21 protein-coding genes are annotated in these 18,069 nt (G+C 68.8%); 4 read left to right on the top strand and 17 right to left on the bottom strand.

Annotation, left to right across the window (positions count from 1 at the left end; all coding sequences use genetic code 11):
- Positions 1-143 precede the first annotated feature (143 nt).
- The 7 genes from ACXC9Q_RS26390 to ACXC9Q_RS26420 are packed head-to-tail and all read right to left on the bottom strand — an operon-like array spanning position 144 to position 5,039.
- Complete coding sequence (locus tag ACXC9Q_RS26390; protein ID WP_457059335.1) at positions 144-356, bottom strand: shikimate kinase; 213 nt, start codon at positions 354-356, stop codon at positions 144-146.
- Positions 353-1,018 (bottom strand): GNAT family N-acetyltransferase, encoded by a 666-nt coding sequence (locus ACXC9Q_RS26395; protein ID WP_457059336.1) that lies wholly within the window; start codon positions 1,016-1,018, stop codon positions 353-355. The genes ACXC9Q_RS26390 and ACXC9Q_RS26395 overlap by 4 nt, the downstream gene beginning before the upstream one ends.
- Positions 1,019-1,037: 19 nt before the next feature.
- Positions 1,038-1,967: a GTPase Era gene (gene era, locus ACXC9Q_RS26400; protein WP_328522314.1), complete on the bottom strand. Its 930-nt coding sequence runs from the start codon at positions 1,965-1,967 to the stop codon at positions 1,038-1,040.
- Positions 1,951-2,283, bottom strand: a complete 333-nt coding sequence (locus ACXC9Q_RS26405) for a cytidine deaminase (RefSeq protein WP_329475324.1) — start codon at positions 2,281-2,283, stop codon at positions 1,951-1,953. The genes era and ACXC9Q_RS26405 overlap by 17 nt, the downstream gene beginning before the upstream one ends.
- 23 nt (positions 2,284-2,306) lie before the next feature.
- Positions 2,307-3,611, bottom strand: coding sequence for a hemolysin family protein (locus tag ACXC9Q_RS26410; protein WP_457059337.1), 1,305 nt, complete (start codon positions 3,609-3,611; stop codon positions 2,307-2,309).
- A 30-nt stretch (positions 3,612-3,641) separates the two neighbouring features.
- Positions 3,642-4,115 carry an rRNA maturation RNase YbeY gene (gene ybeY / locus ACXC9Q_RS26415; protein WP_329475322.1) on the bottom strand — a complete coding sequence of 158 codons (474 nt, stop codon included), beginning with the start codon at positions 4,113-4,115 and terminating at the stop codon, positions 3,642-3,644.
- Positions 4,116-4,124: 9 nt separating this feature from the next.
- Positions 4,125-5,039 (bottom strand): PhoH family protein, encoded by a 915-nt coding sequence (locus ACXC9Q_RS26420; RefSeq protein WP_457059354.1) that lies wholly within the window; start codon positions 5,037-5,039, stop codon positions 4,125-4,127.
- A gap of 406 nt (positions 5,040-5,445) precedes the next feature.
- Between ACXC9Q_RS26420 and ACXC9Q_RS26425 the strand changes: the two genes are divergently transcribed.
- Positions 5,446-5,955: a SigE family RNA polymerase sigma factor gene (locus tag ACXC9Q_RS26425; protein WP_457059338.1), complete on the top strand. Its 510-nt coding sequence runs from the start codon at positions 5,446-5,448 to the stop codon at positions 5,953-5,955.
- A gap of 76 nt (positions 5,956-6,031) precedes the next feature.
- Positions 6,032-7,186 (top strand): Gmad2 immunoglobulin-like domain-containing protein, encoded by a 1,155-nt coding sequence (locus ACXC9Q_RS26430; RefSeq protein WP_457059339.1) that lies wholly within the window; start codon positions 6,032-6,034, stop codon positions 7,184-7,186.
- A gap of 27 nt (positions 7,187-7,213) precedes the next feature.
- On the opposite strand, the gene ACXC9Q_RS26435 is transcribed toward ACXC9Q_RS26430, so the two are convergent.
- The 10 genes from ACXC9Q_RS26435 to ACXC9Q_RS26480 all read right to left on the bottom strand — a co-directional run bounded on the left by ACXC9Q_RS26435 (position 7,214) and on the right by ACXC9Q_RS26480 (position 15,222).
- Positions 7,214-8,623: a sensor histidine kinase gene (locus tag ACXC9Q_RS26435; protein WP_457059340.1), complete on the bottom strand. Its 1,410-nt coding sequence runs from the start codon at positions 8,621-8,623 to the stop codon at positions 7,214-7,216.
- A complete protein-coding gene (locus tag ACXC9Q_RS26440; protein WP_457059355.1) occupies positions 8,623-9,312 on the bottom strand; it encodes a response regulator in 690 nt (229 codons plus the stop codon). The genes ACXC9Q_RS26435 and ACXC9Q_RS26440 overlap by 1 nt, the downstream gene beginning before the upstream one ends.
- A 19-nt stretch (positions 9,313-9,331) precedes the next feature.
- On the bottom strand, positions 9,332-9,553 hold the full coding sequence (locus ACXC9Q_RS26445; protein WP_457059341.1) for a hypothetical protein: 222 nt from the start codon (positions 9,551-9,553) through the stop codon (positions 9,332-9,334).
- Positions 9,553-9,969: a hypothetical protein gene (locus ACXC9Q_RS26450; RefSeq protein ID WP_329475316.1), complete on the bottom strand. Its 417-nt coding sequence runs from the start codon at positions 9,967-9,969 to the stop codon at positions 9,553-9,555. Before ACXC9Q_RS26450 ends, ACXC9Q_RS26445 begins: the two co-directional genes overlap by 1 nt.
- A gap of 94 nt (positions 9,970-10,063) precedes the next feature.
- Positions 10,064-10,393 (bottom strand): ArsR/SmtB family transcription factor, encoded by a 330-nt coding sequence (locus ACXC9Q_RS26455; RefSeq protein ID WP_457059342.1) that lies wholly within the window; start codon positions 10,391-10,393, stop codon positions 10,064-10,066.
- 82 nt (positions 10,394-10,475) lie between these two features.
- A complete protein-coding gene (locus ACXC9Q_RS26460; protein ID WP_457059343.1) occupies positions 10,476-11,192 on the bottom strand; it encodes a 16S rRNA (uracil(1498)-N(3))-methyltransferase in 717 nt (238 codons plus the stop codon).
- The gene (dnaJ, locus tag ACXC9Q_RS26465) at positions 11,193-12,335 is read right to left on the bottom strand and encodes a molecular chaperone DnaJ (RefSeq protein WP_457059344.1); all 1,143 of its coding nucleotides are present in this window, start codon (positions 12,333-12,335) and stop codon (positions 11,193-11,195) included.
- Between the two features lie 28 nt (positions 12,336-12,363).
- On the bottom strand, positions 12,364-13,386 hold the full coding sequence (hrcA, locus tag ACXC9Q_RS26470) for a heat-inducible transcriptional repressor HrcA (RefSeq protein WP_457059345.1): 1,023 nt from the start codon (positions 13,384-13,386) through the stop codon (positions 12,364-12,366).
- Between the two features lie 106 nt (positions 13,387-13,492).
- Positions 13,493-14,596 carry a Gfo/Idh/MocA family protein gene (locus ACXC9Q_RS26475; RefSeq protein ID WP_457059346.1) on the bottom strand — a complete coding sequence of 368 codons (1,104 nt, stop codon included), beginning with the start codon at positions 14,594-14,596 and terminating at the stop codon, positions 13,493-13,495.
- Positions 14,581-15,222 carry a ThuA domain-containing protein gene (locus tag ACXC9Q_RS26480; RefSeq protein ID WP_457059347.1) on the bottom strand — a complete coding sequence of 214 codons (642 nt, stop codon included), beginning with the start codon at positions 15,220-15,222 and terminating at the stop codon, positions 14,581-14,583. The genes ACXC9Q_RS26475 and ACXC9Q_RS26480 overlap by 16 nt, the downstream gene beginning before the upstream one ends.
- 225 nt (positions 15,223-15,447) lie before the next feature.
- Between ACXC9Q_RS26480 and ACXC9Q_RS26485 the strand changes: the two genes are divergently transcribed.
- A complete protein-coding gene (locus tag ACXC9Q_RS26485; protein WP_457059348.1) occupies positions 15,448-16,218 on the top strand; it encodes an MBL fold metallo-hydrolase in 771 nt (256 codons plus the stop codon).
- Positions 16,219-16,322: 104 nt separating this feature from the next.
- On the top strand, positions 16,323-17,858 hold the full coding sequence (locus tag ACXC9Q_RS26490) for an NCS1 family nucleobase:cation symporter-1 (protein ID WP_457059349.1): 1,536 nt from the start codon (positions 16,323-16,325) through the stop codon (positions 17,856-17,858).
- Positions 17,859-18,069 lie beyond the last annotated feature (211 nt).

Raw genomic sequence — 18,069 nt, forward strand, 5'->3', positions numbered from 1 at the left:
GCCCGTCGGGTGGACCGACAGACCGCGGGTTCCGTACCGAAGAACGGGTAGTAGTCGGCTCATCCTGCCCGGCTCCCGCCTGAACACCCTTCAAGTCCTCGTGCGAGCCGACTACTACCCGTTCTTCGGTACGCCCGCGGGACTCAAGCCGAACAACTCCGGCACCCGAGAAAGTCCTGCAGGTACGGCGTTTCGCGGGGACTGCTGCGCGCGCTGTGATCGCCCATCGCGCGGTCGGTGTCGTAGAGCCTCAGCCCGAACCGGTCGGCCAGGTGGCGAGCGATGGTCGACTTGCCGCCGCCAGTGCCGCCGCCCAGCCAGTAGACATGGGCGAGCCGGGTGCGTAGGTCCGTCATGCCGGCTCGACGATTGTCACCTTCATTTGGTTGGTGAGGGTGAAGCCGAGGGATTCGTAGAGGCGGATGGCGGGGGTGTTGGTGCCGCCGGTGTGGAGGAAGGGCTGGCGGCCGGTTGAAGTGATGTCGGCGGCTACGGCTCGGATCAGGCGGGTGGCCAGGCCCTGGCCCTGGTACGACGGGTGGGTGCAGACGGCGCTGATCTCGGTGTGGTCGGGGAGGTTGAAGCGGGTGCCGGCCATGGCGATCAGCTCGTCGTTGCGACGGATGCCGAGGTAGGTGCCGAGTTCGATCGCGCGGGAGCGGAACGGGCCGGGGTCCGTCAGGGCGACCAAGGCGAGCATTTCGGGTACGTCGTCGGGACCGAGGACGACCGTCTCGGGGTCCTCGGCGGCCAGCGACTCGGGGGCGACGAACTGGACGAGGTCAAACTGGCGGTCCAGCTTGAAGATCTCCGGCAGCGGGAAGTCGGGCCGCATCAGGGCCGCGGTGGTGCCGGGGCCGAGGAGGGTGGCGGCGTCGGCCCAGTCCTGGTCGGTCGGGTTGTCGGGCAGGCCGAGGAACGGCGCGGCCGCGGTCGGGTAGCGGCGGGCGTTGCCGCGGGTTTCGGCGAAGGTGGCGTGCGGGCCGGTCAGAGTGGCGTACACGGGGTTGGTCAGCACGGAGGATCTCTCCAAGTCGTCAGAACCCCAGTTTGCGGAGATGCTTGGCGTCTGTCTGCCAGTTCTTGGCGATCTTCACGTGCAGGTCGAGGTAGACCGGCGTACCCAGCAACGCCTCGATCTGGCGGCGGGCGGACGCGCCGACCTCGCGCAGGCGGGCGCCCTTGTGGCCGATCACGATGCCCTTCTGGCTGTCCCGCTCGAGGTAGATGTTCGCGTACACGTCGAGCAGCGGCTTGTCCTCGGGCCGGTCCTCGCGCAGGCCCATCTCTTCGATGGTGACCGCGATCGAGTGCGGCAACTCGTCCCGGACGCCCTCGAGCGCGGCCTCGCGGATCAGCTCCGCGACCAGCGTCTCCTCGGGCTCGTCGGTGATGTCGCCGTCCGGGTAGAGCGGGAAGCCCTCCGGCAACAGCTTGATGAGCTCGTCGGTGACGACGTCGACCTGGTAGCCCGACGTGGCGGAGACCGGGATGATCGAGGCCCACTCGATCCCGGCCGACTCGCCCAGCGTGGCGATCTCGGCCAGGTGCTCGAGCATCCGGTCCGGCTCGACCAGGTCGGCCTTGGTGGCCAGCGCGACCTTCGGGGTCTTCGCGACCTTCGCCGCCTCGCTGACCAGGAACCGGTCGCCGGGGCCGATCTTGTCGCTGGCCGGCAGGCAGACCGCGATCACGTCGACCTCGGCCCAGGTGGTCTTCACCAGGTCGTTCAACCGCTCACCCAGCAGGGTCCGCGGTTTGTGCAGGCCAGGCGTGTCGACCAGGATCAGCTGCGCGTCCGGCCGGTGCACGATCCCCCGTACGGCGTGCCGCGTGGTCTGCGGCTTCGACGACGTGATGACGATCTTCTGGCCGACCAACGCGTTGGTCAGCGTCGACTTGCCGGCGTTGGGTCGTCCGACGAAGCAGGCGAAGCCTGACTTGAAGGGCTCAGGTGTGGACGACATCGCGGACCTCTCCGGTGCCTTGGGCAAGTACTACGGGAATCGCGGCACCGGCGAAGTGGCGTACGACGCCGACGTCGACGGACTCCGAGTCGGTGACCACCGCGGCGGCCTCCAGGCCTTTCACGCCGGACGCCAGCGCCATCGCGACCGCCAGCTGCAGGGCCGTCAGGTCGACGGTGTCGAGTGCCACCGTGCAGGCGGCGTACGTCCGTCCGTCGGAGTCGCGGACAGCGGCTCCTTCAGCGGCCCGGGTACGTGCCCGGGCGGCGCGGGCGAGCGTCACGAGTTTGGCGTCCTCGGCCGAGAGGTCTGACAAGAAAACTCCAAAAGCAGAAGTGGTTACGCGTGCTGGTGGTTCTGGTCCTGCGGGGTGGCGGCGGACTGCCCCCGCCGTACCAGCACAGTACCGACCTGGTTGCGGCGGCCGGACGGCCGCTCCGCCGTCAGCGACAGGCCCGCGATCTCCACCTCGGCACCGGGGATCGGCACCTTGCCGAGCAGCTTCGCCATCAGGCCGCCGACCGTGTCGACATCGTCGTCGTCCAGCGGTACGCCGAACAGTTCGCCGAGCTCGTCGATCGGGAGCCGGCTGGACACCCGGTACGCGCCGTCGGACAGCTCCTGGACCGAGTCCGGGTCCTCGTCGTACTCGTCGGTGATCTCGCCGACGATCTCCTCCAGGATGTCCTCGATGGTCACGAGTCCCGCTGTACCGCCGTACTCGTCGACGACGATCGCGAGATGCATCCGGGCCGCCTGCATCTCACGCAGCAGCTCGTCGACCGGTTTGGAGTCCGGCACGTACATGCACGGGCGCATCACCGACTCGACCCGCTCGGTCGACTCGGCCGAGGAGTTGTCGTAAACCCGGCGCATGACGTCTTTGAGGTAGGCGACGCCGAGGATGTCGTCGAGGGACTCGCCGATCACGGGGATCCGCGAGTAGCCGGAGCGCAGCGCCAGCGAGGTGAGCTGCCGGAGCTTCTTGTGCCGCTCGATGTAGACCATGTCGGTGCGCGGCACCATCACCTCGCGGACGATGGTGTCGCCGAGCTCGAACACCGAGTGGATCATCTGCCGCTCGCCGGACTCGATCACCGCGGACTTCTCGGCGTAGTCGACCAGCGCGCGCAGCTCGGCCTCGGTCGCGAACGGGCCCTCGGCGAACCCCTTGCCCGGGGTGAGCGCGTTGCCGATCATGATCAGCACCTTGGGCAGCGGGCCGAGCACCTTGGTCAGCGCCATCACCGGACCGGCCGAGATGATCGCGAACCGGTCCGAGTGCTGCCGGCCCAGCGTCCGCGGCGCGACGCCGATGATCACGTACGAGACCAGCACCATGACCACGGCGGTGATCAGGATGTGTTCCCAGGTGACTTCAAACACTCCGGACAGGGCCTGGGTGACGAGCACGATCGCGGTGATCTCGCAGCTCAGGCGGAGCAGCAGCAGGGAGTTCAGGTACCGGGGCGCGTCCGAGAGCAGGTCGCGGAGCCGGACCGCGCGCAGGTTGCCCAGCTCGACCTGCTCGTTCGCCCGGACCTTGGAGTACGACGACAGTGCGGCCTCGGCGCCGGCGAACAGACCGGCGAGCAGGACGAGCACCGCAGCCACAACCAGCAGAACGAGGTCGTGGGAGGTCAACGGAACGTCACTCCTGTCCTGAGGGAACCATCAGGCATCCACTAGTCGGTTTCCAGGGGCTCGCCATGCTTCCAGAAGGCGGCCCTGGACGTCCCACATCTCCGCTTTCTCGGCGGGTTCCGCGTGGTCGTAGCCGAGCAGGTGCAGGATGCCGTGCACGGTCAGGAGCTCCAGCTCGGCCCACGTGCCGTGGCCGGCCTTCGCCCCTTGCGCGGCCGCGACGGTCGGGCAGAGCGCGATGTCACCGAGATGCCCGAGCGGCGGGTCGGCGTCGTCCTCGGCACCGGGCCGCAGCTCGTCCATCGGCCACGACATCACGTCGGTCGGACCCGGCAGGTCCAGGAACTCGACGTGATACCGCGCCATCGTGTCCTCGTCGACCAGCTTGATCGACAGCTCACATTCGGGGTGCAGGCGCAGCGACGACATCACGAATCGGCTGAGCCGCATCAGTCCGTGTGCGTCGATCTCCACGCCGGACTCGTTGTTGACCTCGACGTTCATCGGTTCGGCTCAGCGCTGCCCTTCGAAGTTCTCGTACGCCGAGACGATCCGGCCGACCAACTTGTGCCGGACCACGTCGTGCGAGGTCAGCCGGCAGAAGGTCAGGTCCTGGACACCCTCGAGGATGTCCTGCACGACGCGCAGTCCGGAGTTGGTGCCGCTCGGCAGGTCGACCTGGGTGACATCGCCGGTGACCACCATCTTGGAGCCGAAGCCGAGCCGGGTGAGGAACATCTTCATCTGCTCCGGCGAGGTGTTCTGCGCCTCGTCCAGGATGATGTAGGCGTCGTTCAGGGTCCGGCCGCGCATGTAGGCCAGCGGCGCGATCTCGATCGTGCCGGCCGTCATCAGCCGCGGGATCGACTCCGGGTCGAGCATGTCGTGCAGAGCGTCGTACAGCGGCCGCAGGTACGGGTCGATCTTCTCCGACAGGGTGCCGGGCAGGAACCCGAGCCGCTCACCGGCCTCGACGGCCGGCCGGGTCAGGATGATCCGGGTGACCTCCTTGGCCTGCAGCGCCTGGACCGCCTTGGCCACGGCCAGGTACGTCTTGCCGGTACCGGCCGGGCCGATGCCGAACGTGATCGTGTTCTTGTCGATCGCGTCGACGTACCGCTTCTGGTTCAGTGTCTTGGGCCGGATCGTGCGGCCGCGGCTGGACAGGATGTTCTGGGTCAGGACATCGGCCGGGCTCTCGACCGTGGCGGACTTGATCATCGCGATGCTGCGCTCGACCGAGTCGGCGGTCAGCCCGTGCCCGGTGCGGATGACCGCGATCAGCTCGTCGATCAGCCGCTCGGCCAGGGCCAGCTCGGCCGGCTCGCCGTTCAGCGTGATCTCGTTGCCGCGGACCATGATGTCGGCGGCGAACTCCTTCTCGACGATGCGGAGGAACTCGTCCCGGGCTCCGAGCAGGGCCACCATGTCGATGCTGTTCGGCACGACGATCTTGTGCGACGCCTGCGTGCTGTCGGCGGGGTTCGATCGGGACAGCTCATCGCGTCCGCGGCCGTTCGCGCGCGCCTCCGGTTCGATACTGCGTGGCCTGGACAGCCTGTTCCCTCCTGATGCCGGTGAAGTAATCACCCCATGCTAGCCGCCCCCACCGACACCCTCACTCGTAATTCACCCGGACACGCTCAGTGACCACAGTCCGCCCCGGTCATGGGGCCTCCCGCCCTGGACTGAGGAGCGCAGGGAGCGAAGCGACTGGAGCGACGAGGGAAGGGCGGGAGGTAGAGCCCCATGACCGCAAAAGTACTGTCAACCTGGAAGGTGGTTGCCGCGTCTTCGTGTCGTGGCTCAACCGGCCGTGGTGTACGAAGAGTGCGTGACACATGAGTCCTCGTGGGATGCCGACGAGGCGCTGACGGCTGTCTATACCGCGCACTACACGTCGCTGGTTCGCCTCGGCGCCTTGCTGCTGCGCGACACCGGCACGGCGGAGGAGATCGTGCAGGACGCGTTCGTCGCGATGCACGGCCGCTGGCACCGGCTGCGCGACCCCCACAAGGCGCTCGCGTACCTGCGCACCGCGGTGGTCAACCGCTGCCGCTCCCGCCAGCGTCACCTGGTGGTCGTCGACAAGCACACCCCGCGCACCCTCCCCGACGAGCCGAGCGCGGAGCAGGCGGTACTGCGAACCGCCGAGACCGACCGGGTCATCGAGGCGATGCGCACCCTGCCGGAGAAGCAGCGCACCGTCATGGTGCTGCGGTACTACGGTGACCTCTCGGAGGCCGAGATCGCCGACACGATGGGCATCAGCCGGGGATCCGTGAAGAGCCATGCCGCGCGGGCGACCAAGTCGCTCCGCCAGGTCCTGGAGCAGAGCGTATGAACGTGCGGAGCGAGTTCATCATCAAACACAGGACGACTTGTGCCTCAGCCGCGCCCGGAGCGAAGCGAGGACGCGGATGAGTGACCATCCGAACGAGCCGTTCGACGAACTGATGCGGCGGGCCCTCTCCGAGGAGGCGGACCGGATCGAACCGGCCGACGCCCTGCCGGAGATCCGCGCCCGCGCGCACGCCCAGCGCCGGCCCGCGGCCCGGCGGCCCTGGCTCCTGACCGTCGGCGCGGCGGCGGTCGGCACCGCCGCGGCCATCGGCGCCTTCGCCGTTTTCAACGGCAACCAGAACTCCGCGAACGACGGCGACGCGGTAGCCGGCCCTGGCACGACCACGACCGCCACCGGAGTCCCGTCCGCAAAATCCCCGGCCACCATGCCCAGGCCATCCGCCCTGCCGACCGCCGCCACCCTCCCACCGAGCACAGGCCCCGCGCCGACCGTCGCCCCCACGGAGCGCGGCAAGCCGGAGCAGGCCGTCAAGAGCACGCTCGTACCGGTCTACTGGCTCGGCAACAGGACCGGGACCCAGGCCGGTGCCGACCCGACGCCGATCGTGAAGGCAAAAGCCGTCAAGCTGTACCGCACCTGGGCGAAGGTCAGCGGCCGGCCGGCCGAGCAGGCTGTCCGGATCATGACGTCGAAGGCGCCGTCCGACCCCGACTACTACACGGTCTGGCGCGGCGCCGAGGTCAACGCCGTCACCCGCACGGATGGCGTCGTGACGGTCGATTTCAAGGAGCTCCCGGCGGCGTCGCTCGACCCTGATGTCGCGCACGTGGCCGCGCAGCAACTGATCTACACCGTCCAAGGTGCCCTCCACAACAGCACCGAGCCGGTCCAGATCACCCGCCGAGGCCGCGCCGGCGCCAAGCTCTTCGGCCAGATCGACACCAGTACGCCGCTAGGCCGCGCCCAAGCCGCTGACGTCCAGGCACTCGTGTGGATCGACTCCCCGGTCGACGGCGAGACCATCGCCGGCCCCGTCACCATCCAAGGCACCGCAAACGCCTTCGAGGCAACCGTCAACTACCAGGTCACAAACCTGAAGACCCGCAAGACATCGAAGAGCGTCGTCAACACCAAGGAAGGCCAGAAGTTCTCGCCCTTCCTCATCGAACTGAAACTCACCCCCGGCCCCTACCAGATCGACGCCTACCTCATCTCCGAGGCCGACGGCACCATCTCCGACTCCGACTCCAAGTCGATCATCGTCAAGTAGTCGGTTGGTGGAAGTCGTCGATCATCGTCAGGTAGTCGGGAGCTGGATGGTGAAGGCGGCGCCGCCTTCGGGGGCGGGGGCGGCGGTCAGGGTGCCGCCGAGTCTGGTGATGAGGCCGTGCGCCAGGGCCAGGCCGATGCCGGAGCCTACTGGGCGGCGGCCGCGGTACTTCTGGTTGAGTACGCCGCGTTCGAAGGCGACGGCGTAGTCCTCGGGGGCCAGTCCAGGGCCCCCGTCGCGGACTTGGATCGCCACCACACCGGGACCGGGCTGGGTGACTGACATGGTGAGGTGGGCGCCAGGCGGGGTGACGCGGAGGGCGTTCTCGGCCAGGCCGTCGAGGACCTGCCGGATTCGGCGGGGGTCGGTGTTAGCCACGGCCGGCATGGGCGGCAGGTCGAGGCGGAAGTGCACACCTTGGCGCTCGCAGCGCACCCGCCAGACCTCGGCGCACGCGCTGAGCGTTTCGCGCAGATCCACCTGGGCGAGATCGAGCTGGAACTGGTCGGCCCCGATCCGGGCCAGGTCCAATAGGTCGCTGACCAGCCGCTCGAGCCGTTGCGACTCCTGCTGGATGACCTGCCCGGCGTGCCGCGGATCCGTCGCCACTCCATCGGCAAGCGACTCGGCGAACCCATGGACGGCGGTCAGCGGAGTCCTGAGCTCATGCGAGACCGACAGCAAGAACTCCCGCTGCCGCTCCTCACTGTGCTGCAAGGCAACCGAGAGCTCATTGACCGCCTGCGCCACTTCAGCGACCTCAGCCGGTCCCTCAACCGGTGCACGCAGATCCCGTCGCCCCTGACGCATGGCCGCGGCGACATCCGCCGTACGACGGAGTGGCCGGCCGAGCAGTCGGCCGAGGAGAGCGCCGGCGAGCGCCGCCACCAGCAGACCGGCGCCGAGCGCGAACAGGATGTTGCGGATCAGGATCCGCTGGGTATCCGCCGCCAGCCGCACCGGCTCCACCAACGCGAAGCCGGAGCTCTCGCCGATGCCGCGAGCTTCGACCAGATAGTCGGTGCCGTCGACGCTTACCGTGGCCGAGATCCGTTGCGTACTCCCGATGTCGTTCAACCCTGCCGTGGTCGCGGCTTGGATGGACCGCTGATCCGTCGGCTGGATCCGGCTCCGGGGCAACAGGATCACCACCACGATCCCCTGCCCACGCACCACCTGGGCGACCCGTCCGAGCCCCACCGTTCGCGACCCCGCACCGCGCTCGTCCACCTGACTGGCGATCACATCAGCTTGTGCGGCCAGCGAGTCCTGCAACACGTTCTGAGCCGACCGCCGGGCCAGCCCTGCCATCACCACGCCCGCCACCAGCACGGCGATCCCGGCCACCGCCACGCAAGCGACCACGATCCGGGTCGCCAGTGATCCCCGCCCGACCTCGTCTCCAGCTGAGCGGAGATCGTGCGGCACGGACGCCATCAGTCGAGATCCGCGGCGTACCCGACGCCGCGGACGGTGCGGATGGGACTGGACGATCCGAGCTTGGCCCGGAGCTGAGCGATGTGTACGTCGACCGTCCGCGTCCCGGCCGACGCCTGGTAACCCCACACCGAGCTCAGCAGCTCATCCCGCTCGAACACCCGCCCCGGCCGCCGGAACAACTGCGCGAGCAGATCGAACTCGGTCGAGGTCAGACTCACCTCGGCGTCACCGGCCCACGCCCGCCGCCGACTCACATCAACCCGCACCGCGCCTACCGACAGCACGTCTCCCGCAGGCAACGTGCCGGCCGATCGCCGCAGTACAGTCCGCACCCGCGCGGCCAGCTCGCGCGGACTGAACGGCTTGGTGATGTAGTCGTCGGCGCCGAGCTCGAGGCCGAGCAGCCGGTCGACCTCGTCGTCGCGCGCGGTGACGAACAGGACCGGAGTCCAGTCCCCCGCCGCGCGCATCGTCCGGCAGATGTCCGTGCCGTCGCGTCCCGGCAGCCCGATGTCGAGGATCACCGCGACGGGATGCAGCCGGCGCCAGGCGGCCAGCGCGGCCTCTCCGTCGGACTCGACCTGTACGCCGAACCCGTCACGCCGCAGGTACAGCGCGATCACCTCGGCGATCGCCGCCTCGTCCTCCACGACCAGGACCAGCCCGCGAGCGGCTGCGGTCATCATCTGCTCCTGGAGTGCCTGCTCAGGGTGAGCCGTCTGCTGCCAGCTCGCCATCGATCGCGTCCAGGGTAGACCCGATCCCCGCCAACTCCTGCTCCGGTGACCCCACCTGCTGAGTGGCCGCCGGAGCAGGGGCGGGCTGTCCGGTTCCCTGCTGACCGGACTGCTCGGCGGAGTTCCCACACGACGACAGTCCGATCACGATCGCCGCCGTACCCGCGAGCACGACCAGGATCTTCCGCATCACTTCGCGACCTGGCAGTGCTGGGACTTGAAGGTCTCGAGCTTCGTCTTCATCGTGCCGAGCTGGGTGAGCCGCTCGGACCGGCGATCGGCCCGCTTCTGGAGCTGGGCGGCGATCTTCTCGTGCCCCTTGGCCTTCTGCTTCTCGGCGCGCGCCTTCAGCCACGCGACCGAACCCTTCACGTCCGCGCCGCCGCTGATCCGCTTCGCCAGCTTGTCGCGGCGCTCGATCAGCTTCGGCAGCTTCTCGGCGCACAGCCGCTGCGACTCCTCCGGGCTGAGCGTGACCTGCTTGTACGTCGGAGTCGGCGTCGGACTCGGATCGGCCGACGCAACCGTCGTACCTCCGACCAGACCGCCCACCAGTAGGACGGCCGACGTACCCACCGCCACCGTGCCGCGCACAGACCTGCGCATCTCTGCACTCCTCGTTCTCGGTCAACCTGACGAGAACGACTCTCCCCGAACCCCGTTCGAGGACCATCGGCGCAATGTTCGGACTCTGTAAGGATCAGTCCGCGCGGTCGATGGTCGCGGCGAGGAGGCCGGGGAAGGCCTGGTCGAATTCCGGGCGGCGGAGGCGGTTGAGGCGGCGGGCGCCCTCGTCGCGTTGCTCGATCAGGCCGGCGGCGCGCAGTACGGCGAAGTGGTGGCTGCGGGTCCCCTTCGTCACGGGCAGATCGAAGGTGCCGCAGGCACGGGTCCAGTCGTCGTGCCCGGCCAGGTCACGCAGGATCGACCGGCGGACCGGGTCGGCGAGCGCGTCGAGCGCCGCCTGCAACGGCACCTCGGCCGGGTCGGCGTGGCTGAGCGCGCGCGTTCGAGCGGATTCCACAGCCATCAGTGCTCGATCCTCGTCGCACAGTAGTGTTCGGTTGCCGTCCAACAGTCTAGGTCGTCTCTGGCCTGCGGACAGCGCGCGGTCAGGTCCAGCGCGAGCGCGCGAGGAGCGCGGCAGCCGCGGCGACCCCGGCCGTCGAGGTGCGCAAGACGGTGTCGCCGAGCCGGACCGGCTCGACCCCGAAGGCAGTCAGCTCGTCCGGGGCAATGCCACCCTCGGGGCCGATCACGATCACGACGTCGCCGTCATCAGGTACGTCGAGGGCAGCGAGCGGGACTGTGGCTTCCTCGTGCAGCACGACCGGCAAAGCGGCAGCGGCGAGCAACTGCGCGACCTCGGCGGTGGAGGCGATCGGCGCGACCTCGGCGAACCACGACCGCCGCGACTGCTTGCTCGCTTCGAAGGCCCACGCCTGCCACTTCGCGAGCGTCTTGGCGACCCGTTCCGGGTTGGCGCGGAACTGACTCCGCTCCGCGTTCCACGGCACGATCACGTCGGCGCCCACCTCGGTGAGCATCTCCACCGCGAGCTCGGCCCGCTCCCCCTTGGGCACCGCCTGCACCACAACTACCCGCGGCCGCGGGCCCGGCACACTCCCCCGCTCATCCACGGAGACAGTCACCCCAGCCTTGCCGGCAAGAACCACCAGCCCTTCGGCCCAGGCCCCGCGCCCATCGGTCAACCGAACCCGCTCACCGGGCCCGATCCGCCGAACCACAGCCGCATGCCGGCCTTCGGTTCCTTCCAGGGTCAGCTCGTCGCCGTCCAGCTTCTCGGCGAAGAAGACCGCGACTCCCATCTAGTGGGCGCCGAAGGCGTCGCGGAGCCGGCCGAAGACGCCTTTGTGAGCGGCTTGGACGTGGCCTTGCGGGCGCTCCTCGCCACGGGACTCGGCGAGTTGCCGGAGCAGGTCGGCCTGGGAGTCGTCGAGCTTGGTCGGGGTCTCGACGATCACCTGGACGATCAGGTCGCCGCGCCCCGCGTGCCGCAGCCGCGGGACACCGCGGGCCGTGAGCGTCTGCGCGGTGCCGGACTGCGTGCCCGGCCGGATCTCCAGCGGGGTCGTCTCGCCTTCGAGGGTCGGCAAGTCGATCGTGGTGCCGAGCGCCGCCGCCGTCATCGGCAGCGTCACCGCGCAGTGCAGGTCGTCGCCGTTGCGGGTGAAGATGTCGTGCGGTTCGACCTCGATCTCGACGTACAGGTCGCCGGCCGGGCCGCCACCGGGGCCGACCTCGCCCTGGCCGGACAGCTGCACCCGGGTGCCGCTGTCGACGCCGCCGGGGATCTTCACGGTGACGGTACGGCGGGACCGGACGCGACCGTCACCGGCGCACTCGACGCACGGGTTCGGGATGGTCGTGCCGTAGCCGCGGCAGTTCGGGCACGGCCGCATGGTCCGCACCTCACCGAGGAACGACCGCTGCGTGTGGGTGACCTCGCCCCGGCCGTGGCAGATCTCGCAGGTGACCGGCTCGGACCCGGCCGCCGCGCCGGACCCCGAACAGGTCGGGCACAGGACGGCGGTGTCGACCTTGAGTTCCCGGGTCGTCCCGAACGCCGCCTCGGCGAGGTCGATCCGCAGCGGGATCAGCGCGTCCTGGCCACGCCGGGTCCGCGGCCGCGGCCCGCGGGTCGCCCCGCCGGTCTGGCCGAAGAAGGCGTCCATGATGTCGGTGAAGGTGAAGGCCTGACCGAACCCACCGGCTCCGCCGCCCGCGCCGGCGGTTGCGAACGGATCACCACCGAGATCGTGCATCTGCCGCTTCTGCGGGTCGCTCAGCACCTGGAACGCACGGCCGATCTCCTGGAACTTGTGGTGCGCGTCCTCGGAGTCGTTCACGTCCGGGTGGTACTGGCGCGCCAGCTTGCGGTACGCCTTCTTGATCTCGTCCGGTGAAGCGTCACGGCTGACGCCCAGGACGGCGTAGTAATCGGTGCTCATACTCCAGACCAGGGGTTGAAATCGATAGTCATGAGTCAGCCAGGATCTGGCTGACGTAGCGCGCGACCGCCCGTACGGCGCCCATCGTGCTCGGATAGTCCATGTGGGTCGGGCCGACGATGCCGAGCGTGGCCAGCGCCTCCGACTTGGACCCGTACCCGGTCGCGACCACCGAGGTGGTGGCCAGTTCCTCGTACGGGTTCTCGTGCCCGATGCGGACCGTCAGGGTCTGCGGGTTGGTCGCCTCGCCGAGCAGCTTGAGCAGGATGACGTGCTCCTCCAGCGCCTCCAGCACCGGCTTCACGTTGCGCTCGAAGTCGTCGCCGTACCGGGTCAGGTTGGCCGCGCCGCCGACCGCGATCCGCTGCTCGCCGCCCTCGTCGGTGAACGCTTCCATCAGGGTGGTCACGATCGCCGCCACGAGGTGGCGGTCCGACGGCTGGAACGCCTCCGGAACGCTGGCCAACGAGGTCGCCGCCTCGGTCAGGCGCTGCCCGGACAGGGCCGTGTTCAGCCGGGACCGCAGGTCCGCGATCAGCTGCTCGTCGACGTCGTGCGGCGGCTCGACGATCCGCTGTTCGACCCGGCCGGTGCTGGTGATCAGGACCAGCAGCAGCCGGCGCGGGGTCATCGTGACGACCTCGATGTGCCGGACGCTCGACCGGTTGAGCGACGGATACTGCACGATCGCGACCTGGCGGGTGATCTGCGCGAGCAGCCGGACGGTACGGCGGACGACGTCGTCCAGGTCGACCGCACCGGCCAGGAAGGACGTGATCGCCTTCTTCTCCGCCGGGGACAGCGTCTTGACCGTGCTCAGCTTGTCCACGAACAGCCGGTAGCCCGCGTCGGTCGGGATCCGGCCGGCGCTGGTGTGCGGCTGGGTGATGTACCCCTCCTCCTCCAGCGCCGCCATGTCGTTGCGCACGGTCGCCGGCGACACCCCGAGGTTGTGCCGATCCACCAGCGTTTTGGAGCCGACCGGCTCGTGGGTCGCCACGTAGTCCTCGACGATGGCGCGCAGTACATCCAGCTTGCGGTCGTCCAGCACGCGCACCACCCTCTCTCAGCGTCGACCCTTGGCACTCCAGCGCTCAGAGTGCCAGTCTACCGAGCCGTAGTAGCTCGCACCGACGCGTTGCGGCGTGGGACGGGTCTCAGGCGGACTCGGGCGACGCCCCCAACGGTACGGCGGCCGGGCGGCCGACCGTGCTCGCGACGTCCACCGGCTGGTCCTGGGCGGCCGCTTCGAGGAGTGACTCAAGTACGTCGAGCACGTGGTAGGCCAGTGCACCGTCGGCCCGGTGTGGCTCACCGGTGCGCAGCGCCCGCGCCATGTCCGCGACCCCGACTCCCCGGCCGGCTCCGGCGTACCCGCCGCTGACCGGGACCTCGGTCCAGTCACGGTTCGTGGCCGTGGCGATCTCCACAGTGCCGTCGAAGCCGTTCGGGTCTGGCACCGACACACTGCCCTCGGTCCCGTGCACCTCGATCCGCGGCAGCCGTGTGGCCCAGATATCGAACGACATGAACACAGTGGTCAATGCACCCGACTCGTGCTCCAGTACGCCGGTCACGTGCGTCGGCACCTGGACCGGGAAGGTCTCGCCGGCCCGCGGACCGGTGTGGATCTTGCGCTCCTCCTTCGACCGACCGCTCCACGCGGTGACCCGCCGTACCGGACCGAGCAGGGTGACCAGGCTGGTGATGTAGTACGGACCCATGTCGAGGACGGGACCGCCGCCGGGCTGGTAGTAGAACTCCGGAGCCGGGTGCCACAGCTCGTGTCCGGGCGTGACGAACGACGCAGTCGCAGCATGCGGTACGCCGATGTCGCCGCGGTCGATCACCGCCCGCGCCGTCTGGGTGCCGGTGCCGAGCACAGTGTCCGGTGCGCAACCGACGCGCAGATTGTTGGCAGCGGCGTACTTCAGGAGGGGCTCGGCTGCGGCGCGGTCCACTGCCAGCGGCTTCTCGCCGTACACGTGCTTGCCTGCTTCGAGGGCGGCCTGGTGGACCGGCGCGTGGGCGGCGGGGATGGTCAGGTTGAGCACGATGTCGACGTCGTCGGCGGCGTACAGCTCCTGCGGGGACAGCGCCCGGATGCCCGGGTTCTTGTCGGCGATCGTCTGGGCGCGGCTGACGTCCAGGTCGGCGACCGCGACCACGTCGACGCCCGGCAGCTTCGCCAGGTGGTCCAGATACGTGCCGGAGATGACTCCGGTGCCGACGATGCCGATGCCGGTCACTTGCTCGCCCACAGCAGCCCCCGCTCGATGATCGTGCGCACCTCGGGTACCTCGAGGTCGTCCAGCTTGTGGCCGACGGTGCAGACGAAGACCTTGCCCTCGCCCCAGGTCCGGGTCCAGACGGCCGGCATCACCGCTCCCTCGATCCACGGGTAGTCCGGGTGCGACTGGAACGTCGTGGTCGCCAGCACCGTGTCCGTCGGGTCGTAGTGGATGTAGTACTGCTCGGTGTGGACGTCGAAGTGGGTGATGCCTTCCACGATCGGGTGCTCGGCGACCACGTCGACGCGGTAGTCGGTGAAGCCGTGCGGGTGCGAGATGAACTGCCCGCCGACGATGAAGTTGTAGTCCGCGCTGTTCCGGAACGAGTCCGCGATGCCGCCGTGCCAGCCGGCCAGGCCGGTGCCGTTCCGGATCGCCGCGTCCAGGCCCTTGACGTGCTCGGCGGGGATCTCGCTCATGGTGACGCACTGCAGCACCAGGTCGACACCGTCCAGGTTCAGGTAGCTCTCGGTCGTGTCCGAGACGGTGACCTCGTAGCCGTTCTCCCGCAGGTACGGGATGAACAGGTCGGTCGCCTCGACCGGGGAGTGACCTTCCCAGCCGCCCCGGACCACCAGTGCACGTCGTGTCGTCAAAACGTCCGCCCTTCGAAAGTTTTCGGAGCAGCGCCGAAAATTGCGAGCCGCCACCGTGACAGTAAGCCCGTCCCGGGCCGCCTTCAAGTCCGATTCCGCTTCCTGGATCAGGCGGCCGTCTGGATCAGGCTGCCGTCTGGATCAGGCGGCCGTCTGGATCAGGCGGCCGTCTGGATCTGGCGGCCGTCGGCGAGGGCGATGTGCTGAGCAAGTAATGTCGGCGCCATGACTGAGTGGGTCGAGGTCGGAGACCGGTGCTGGGTCCGGCGGTACGACGAATGGGACCTGAACATCGGCCTGGTCGCGGGGACCGGCGGCGCACTGCTGATCGACACCCGGGCCACGACCGAGCAGGCCGTGGAACTCCGTGACCACGTCCGCGAGGCGACCGACGTACCGGTGCGCTGGGTCGTCAACACGCACGCTCACTTCGACCACGTCGCCGGCAACAGCGTGTTCGATCAGGCCGAGGTCATCGCGCACGAGAACACCGCCGTTGCCGCGAAGCTGACGGCCACCACCTTCTCCGTCGCGAAGGTCGTCGACCTCGGTGATCGCCGGGTCGAGCTCCTGCACCTGGGCAACGGACACACCGACGGCGACGTGGTGGTCGTCGTACCGGATGTGGACGTGTTCTTCGTCGGCGATCTCGTCGAGGAGTCCGCACCTCCGTCGTACGGCGACGATTCCTATCCACTCGAATGGCCCGAAACGCTCGACCGTGTGATCGGCCTGCTGTCGGACACCGCGAAGATCGTTCCAGGACATGGCGCCGTCGTGGATGCGGAGTTCGTCCGCACCCAGGCCGGCGATCTGGGGACGGTCGCCAACACCATCTCGGGGCTCCATTACGCCGGCACCTCGCTCGACGACGCGCTGCAGCACACCGACGGCTGGCCTTGGCCGCTCGAGAAACTGCAGGACGCGATCAAGCGCGGTTACGAGGTTCTCGGCACCCCGCGCCGACCGACGCTGCCGCTGCTCGGCCCCGGCTGATCGCCTGAAGGCGCTTTGTTGTAGTTGTCCGTTGACAGGACGTCACGTCGTACCGCACGTTGTTCCGAAGCGGAACGTCCTCGACGGATCGGGTGGTGGGGCCAATGACCACGACAGAGCAGACCGTTCATTCCGATGGGCGGGTCGAGCTGAGCGATCAGGACGCGATCGCGAACAGCCCGTACGCCAACGCCGAACTCGCGCCGACCCGGTTGCCCGAGCGGACCTGGACGACGTACAACTACGCCGCCCTGTGGATGGGGATGGCGCACAACATCCCGAGCTATCTGCTGGCGGCCGGCCTGGTCGCGCTCGGGATGAACTGGCTGCAGGCGTTCCTCACGATCACCCTGGGGAATCTGATCGTCCTGGTCCCGCTGCTGCTGAACAGTCATGCGGGGACGAAGTACGGCATCCCGTTCCCGGTTTTCGCGCGCGCCTTCTACGGCATCCGCGGCGCGAACTTCCCGGCCTTGCTGCGGGCCTTCATCGCCTGCGGCTGGTTCGGCATCCAGACCTGGATCGGCGGGCAGGCCATCTACGTGATCGTCGGTGAACTGTTCGGTAAGGGCTGGACCGACGCGTCCGCGATCGGCGGCCACCCGTGGACGATGTGGCTCAGCTTCGCGTTCTTCTGGCTGCTCCAGATGGCGCTGATCTGGCGTGGCATCGAGGGCCTCCGACGGTTCGAGAACTGGGCGGCGCCGCTGGTCACGGTCGCGTTCCTCGCGCTGATGATCGCGATCCTGGTCAAGGCCGGCGGCCTCGGGCCGATCCTGGACCAGCCGTCGAAGCTCGGCTGGGGCAGCGACTTCTGGAAGATCTTCCCGCCGGCGCTGATGGGCATGATCGCGTTCTGGGCGACGCTGTCGCTGAACATGCCGGACTTCACCCGCTTCGGGAAGGGCCAGCGGCAGCAGGTCTGGGGCCAGATCATCGGCCTGCCGACGACGATGTCGTTCATCGCGCTGGTCTCGATCATCACCACGTCGGGCACGGTGCTGGTCTACGGTACGGCGATCTGGGACCCGGTCGAGCTGACCCGCCGGTTCGAGAACCCGGTGGTCGTGACGATCGGCCTGGTCATGGCGATCCTCGCGACGATGTCGTGCAACGTGGCCGCCAACGTCGTCAGCCCGTCGTACGACTTCGCCAACGCGCTCCCTCGCTGGCTGAACTTCCGCACCGCGGGTCTGGTCACCGGCGTGGTCGGCGTCGTGATCCAGCCGTGGCGGCTGATCTCGGACCCGTCCATCTACATCTTCGTCTGGCTGTCCTTCTACGGCGGTCTGCTCGCGTCGGTGGCCGGCGTACTGATCGCGGGCTACTGGCTGATCGACCGGACCAACCTGTTCCTCGCCGACCTCTACCTGGCCGACGGCCGCTACTGGTACTCCGCCGGCTGGAACTGGCGAGGCGTCGTCGCCACCCTGCTCGGCTCGGTGCTGGCCGTCGGCGGCGCGTACTCGAACCCTGGCGCCGGCCCGTTCCCGCAGGACGGTCTGATCCCGTTCCTCAAGCCGCTGTACGACTACTCATGGGCGGTCGGCCTGGTCGTCGGCTTCCTCACCTACCTGATCCTCACCATCACCGCACCCACCCGCCAAGCCAGCACGACCCACATCGCCACAACCGTCTGAACCCCGAGCACCCGAGGCGTCTGCGAGGCAGGTGCTGCGGTGAAGGGACTGTGGGGCCGCGACAACGAGCCCCCGACGAACGGCCACTGATCGCGGCAACTCGGCGGCGGCGGGACTGGGGAGGGTTTTACCTCCAAAACGGCATGTGATGTGAAGGGACATGTCGGACAGTGTTGGGTGGGACATGTCGGACAGTGCGTGTGTTAGGTCG

This window comes from Kribbella sp. CWNU-51, assembly GCF_054073265.1.

What these genes read in the sequence shown, in the direction of transcription:
- ACXC9Q_RS26390 (WP_457059335.1), bottom strand. Translation starts at nt 356, where the DNA reads ATGACGGACCTACGCACCCGGCTCGCCCATGTCTACTGGCTGGGCGGC.
- era (WP_328522314.1), bottom strand. Translation starts at nt 1,967, where the DNA reads ATGTCGTCCACACCTGAGCCCTTCAAGTCAGGCTTCGCCTGCTTCGTC.
- ybeY (WP_329475322.1), bottom strand. Translation starts at nt 4,115, where the DNA reads ATGAACGTCGAGGTCAACAACGAGTCCGGCGTGGAGATCGACGCACAC.
- ACXC9Q_RS26420 (WP_457059354.1), bottom strand. Translation starts at nt 5,039, where the DNA reads ATGGTGGCCCTGCTCGGAGCCCGGGACGAGTTCCTCCGCATCGTCGAG.
- ACXC9Q_RS26430 (WP_457059339.1), top strand. Translation starts at nt 6,032, where the DNA reads ATGAGTGACCATCCGAACGAGCCGTTCGACGAACTGATGCGGCGGGCC.
- ACXC9Q_RS26435 (WP_457059340.1), bottom strand. Translation starts at nt 8,623, where the DNA reads ATGGCGTCCGTGCCGCACGATCTCCGCTCAGCTGGAGACGAGGTCGGG.
- ACXC9Q_RS26440 (WP_457059355.1), bottom strand. Translation starts at nt 9,312, where the DNA reads ATGATGACCGCAGCCGCTCGCGGGCTGGTCCTGGTCGTGGAGGACGAG.
- ACXC9Q_RS26445 (WP_457059341.1), bottom strand. Translation starts at nt 9,553, where the DNA reads ATGCGGAAGATCCTGGTCGTGCTCGCGGGTACGGCGGCGATCGTGATC.
- ACXC9Q_RS26450 (WP_329475316.1), bottom strand. Translation starts at nt 9,969, where the DNA reads ATGCGCAGGTCTGTGCGCGGCACGGTGGCGGTGGGTACGTCGGCCGTC.
- ACXC9Q_RS26455 (WP_457059342.1), bottom strand. Translation starts at nt 10,393, where the DNA reads ATGGCTGTGGAATCCGCTCGAACGCGCGCGCTCAGCCACGCCGACCCG.
- ACXC9Q_RS26460 (WP_457059343.1), bottom strand. Translation starts at nt 11,192, where the DNA reads ATGGGAGTCGCGGTCTTCTTCGCCGAGAAGCTGGACGGCGACGAGCTG.
- dnaJ (WP_457059344.1), bottom strand. Translation starts at nt 12,335, where the DNA reads ATGAGCACCGATTACTACGCCGTCCTGGGCGTCAGCCGTGACGCTTCA.
- ACXC9Q_RS26485 (WP_457059348.1), top strand. Translation starts at nt 15,448, where the DNA reads ATGACTGAGTGGGTCGAGGTCGGAGACCGGTGCTGGGTCCGGCGGTAC.
- ACXC9Q_RS26490 (WP_457059349.1), top strand. Translation starts at nt 16,323, where the DNA reads ATGACCACGACAGAGCAGACCGTTCATTCCGATGGGCGGGTCGAGCTG.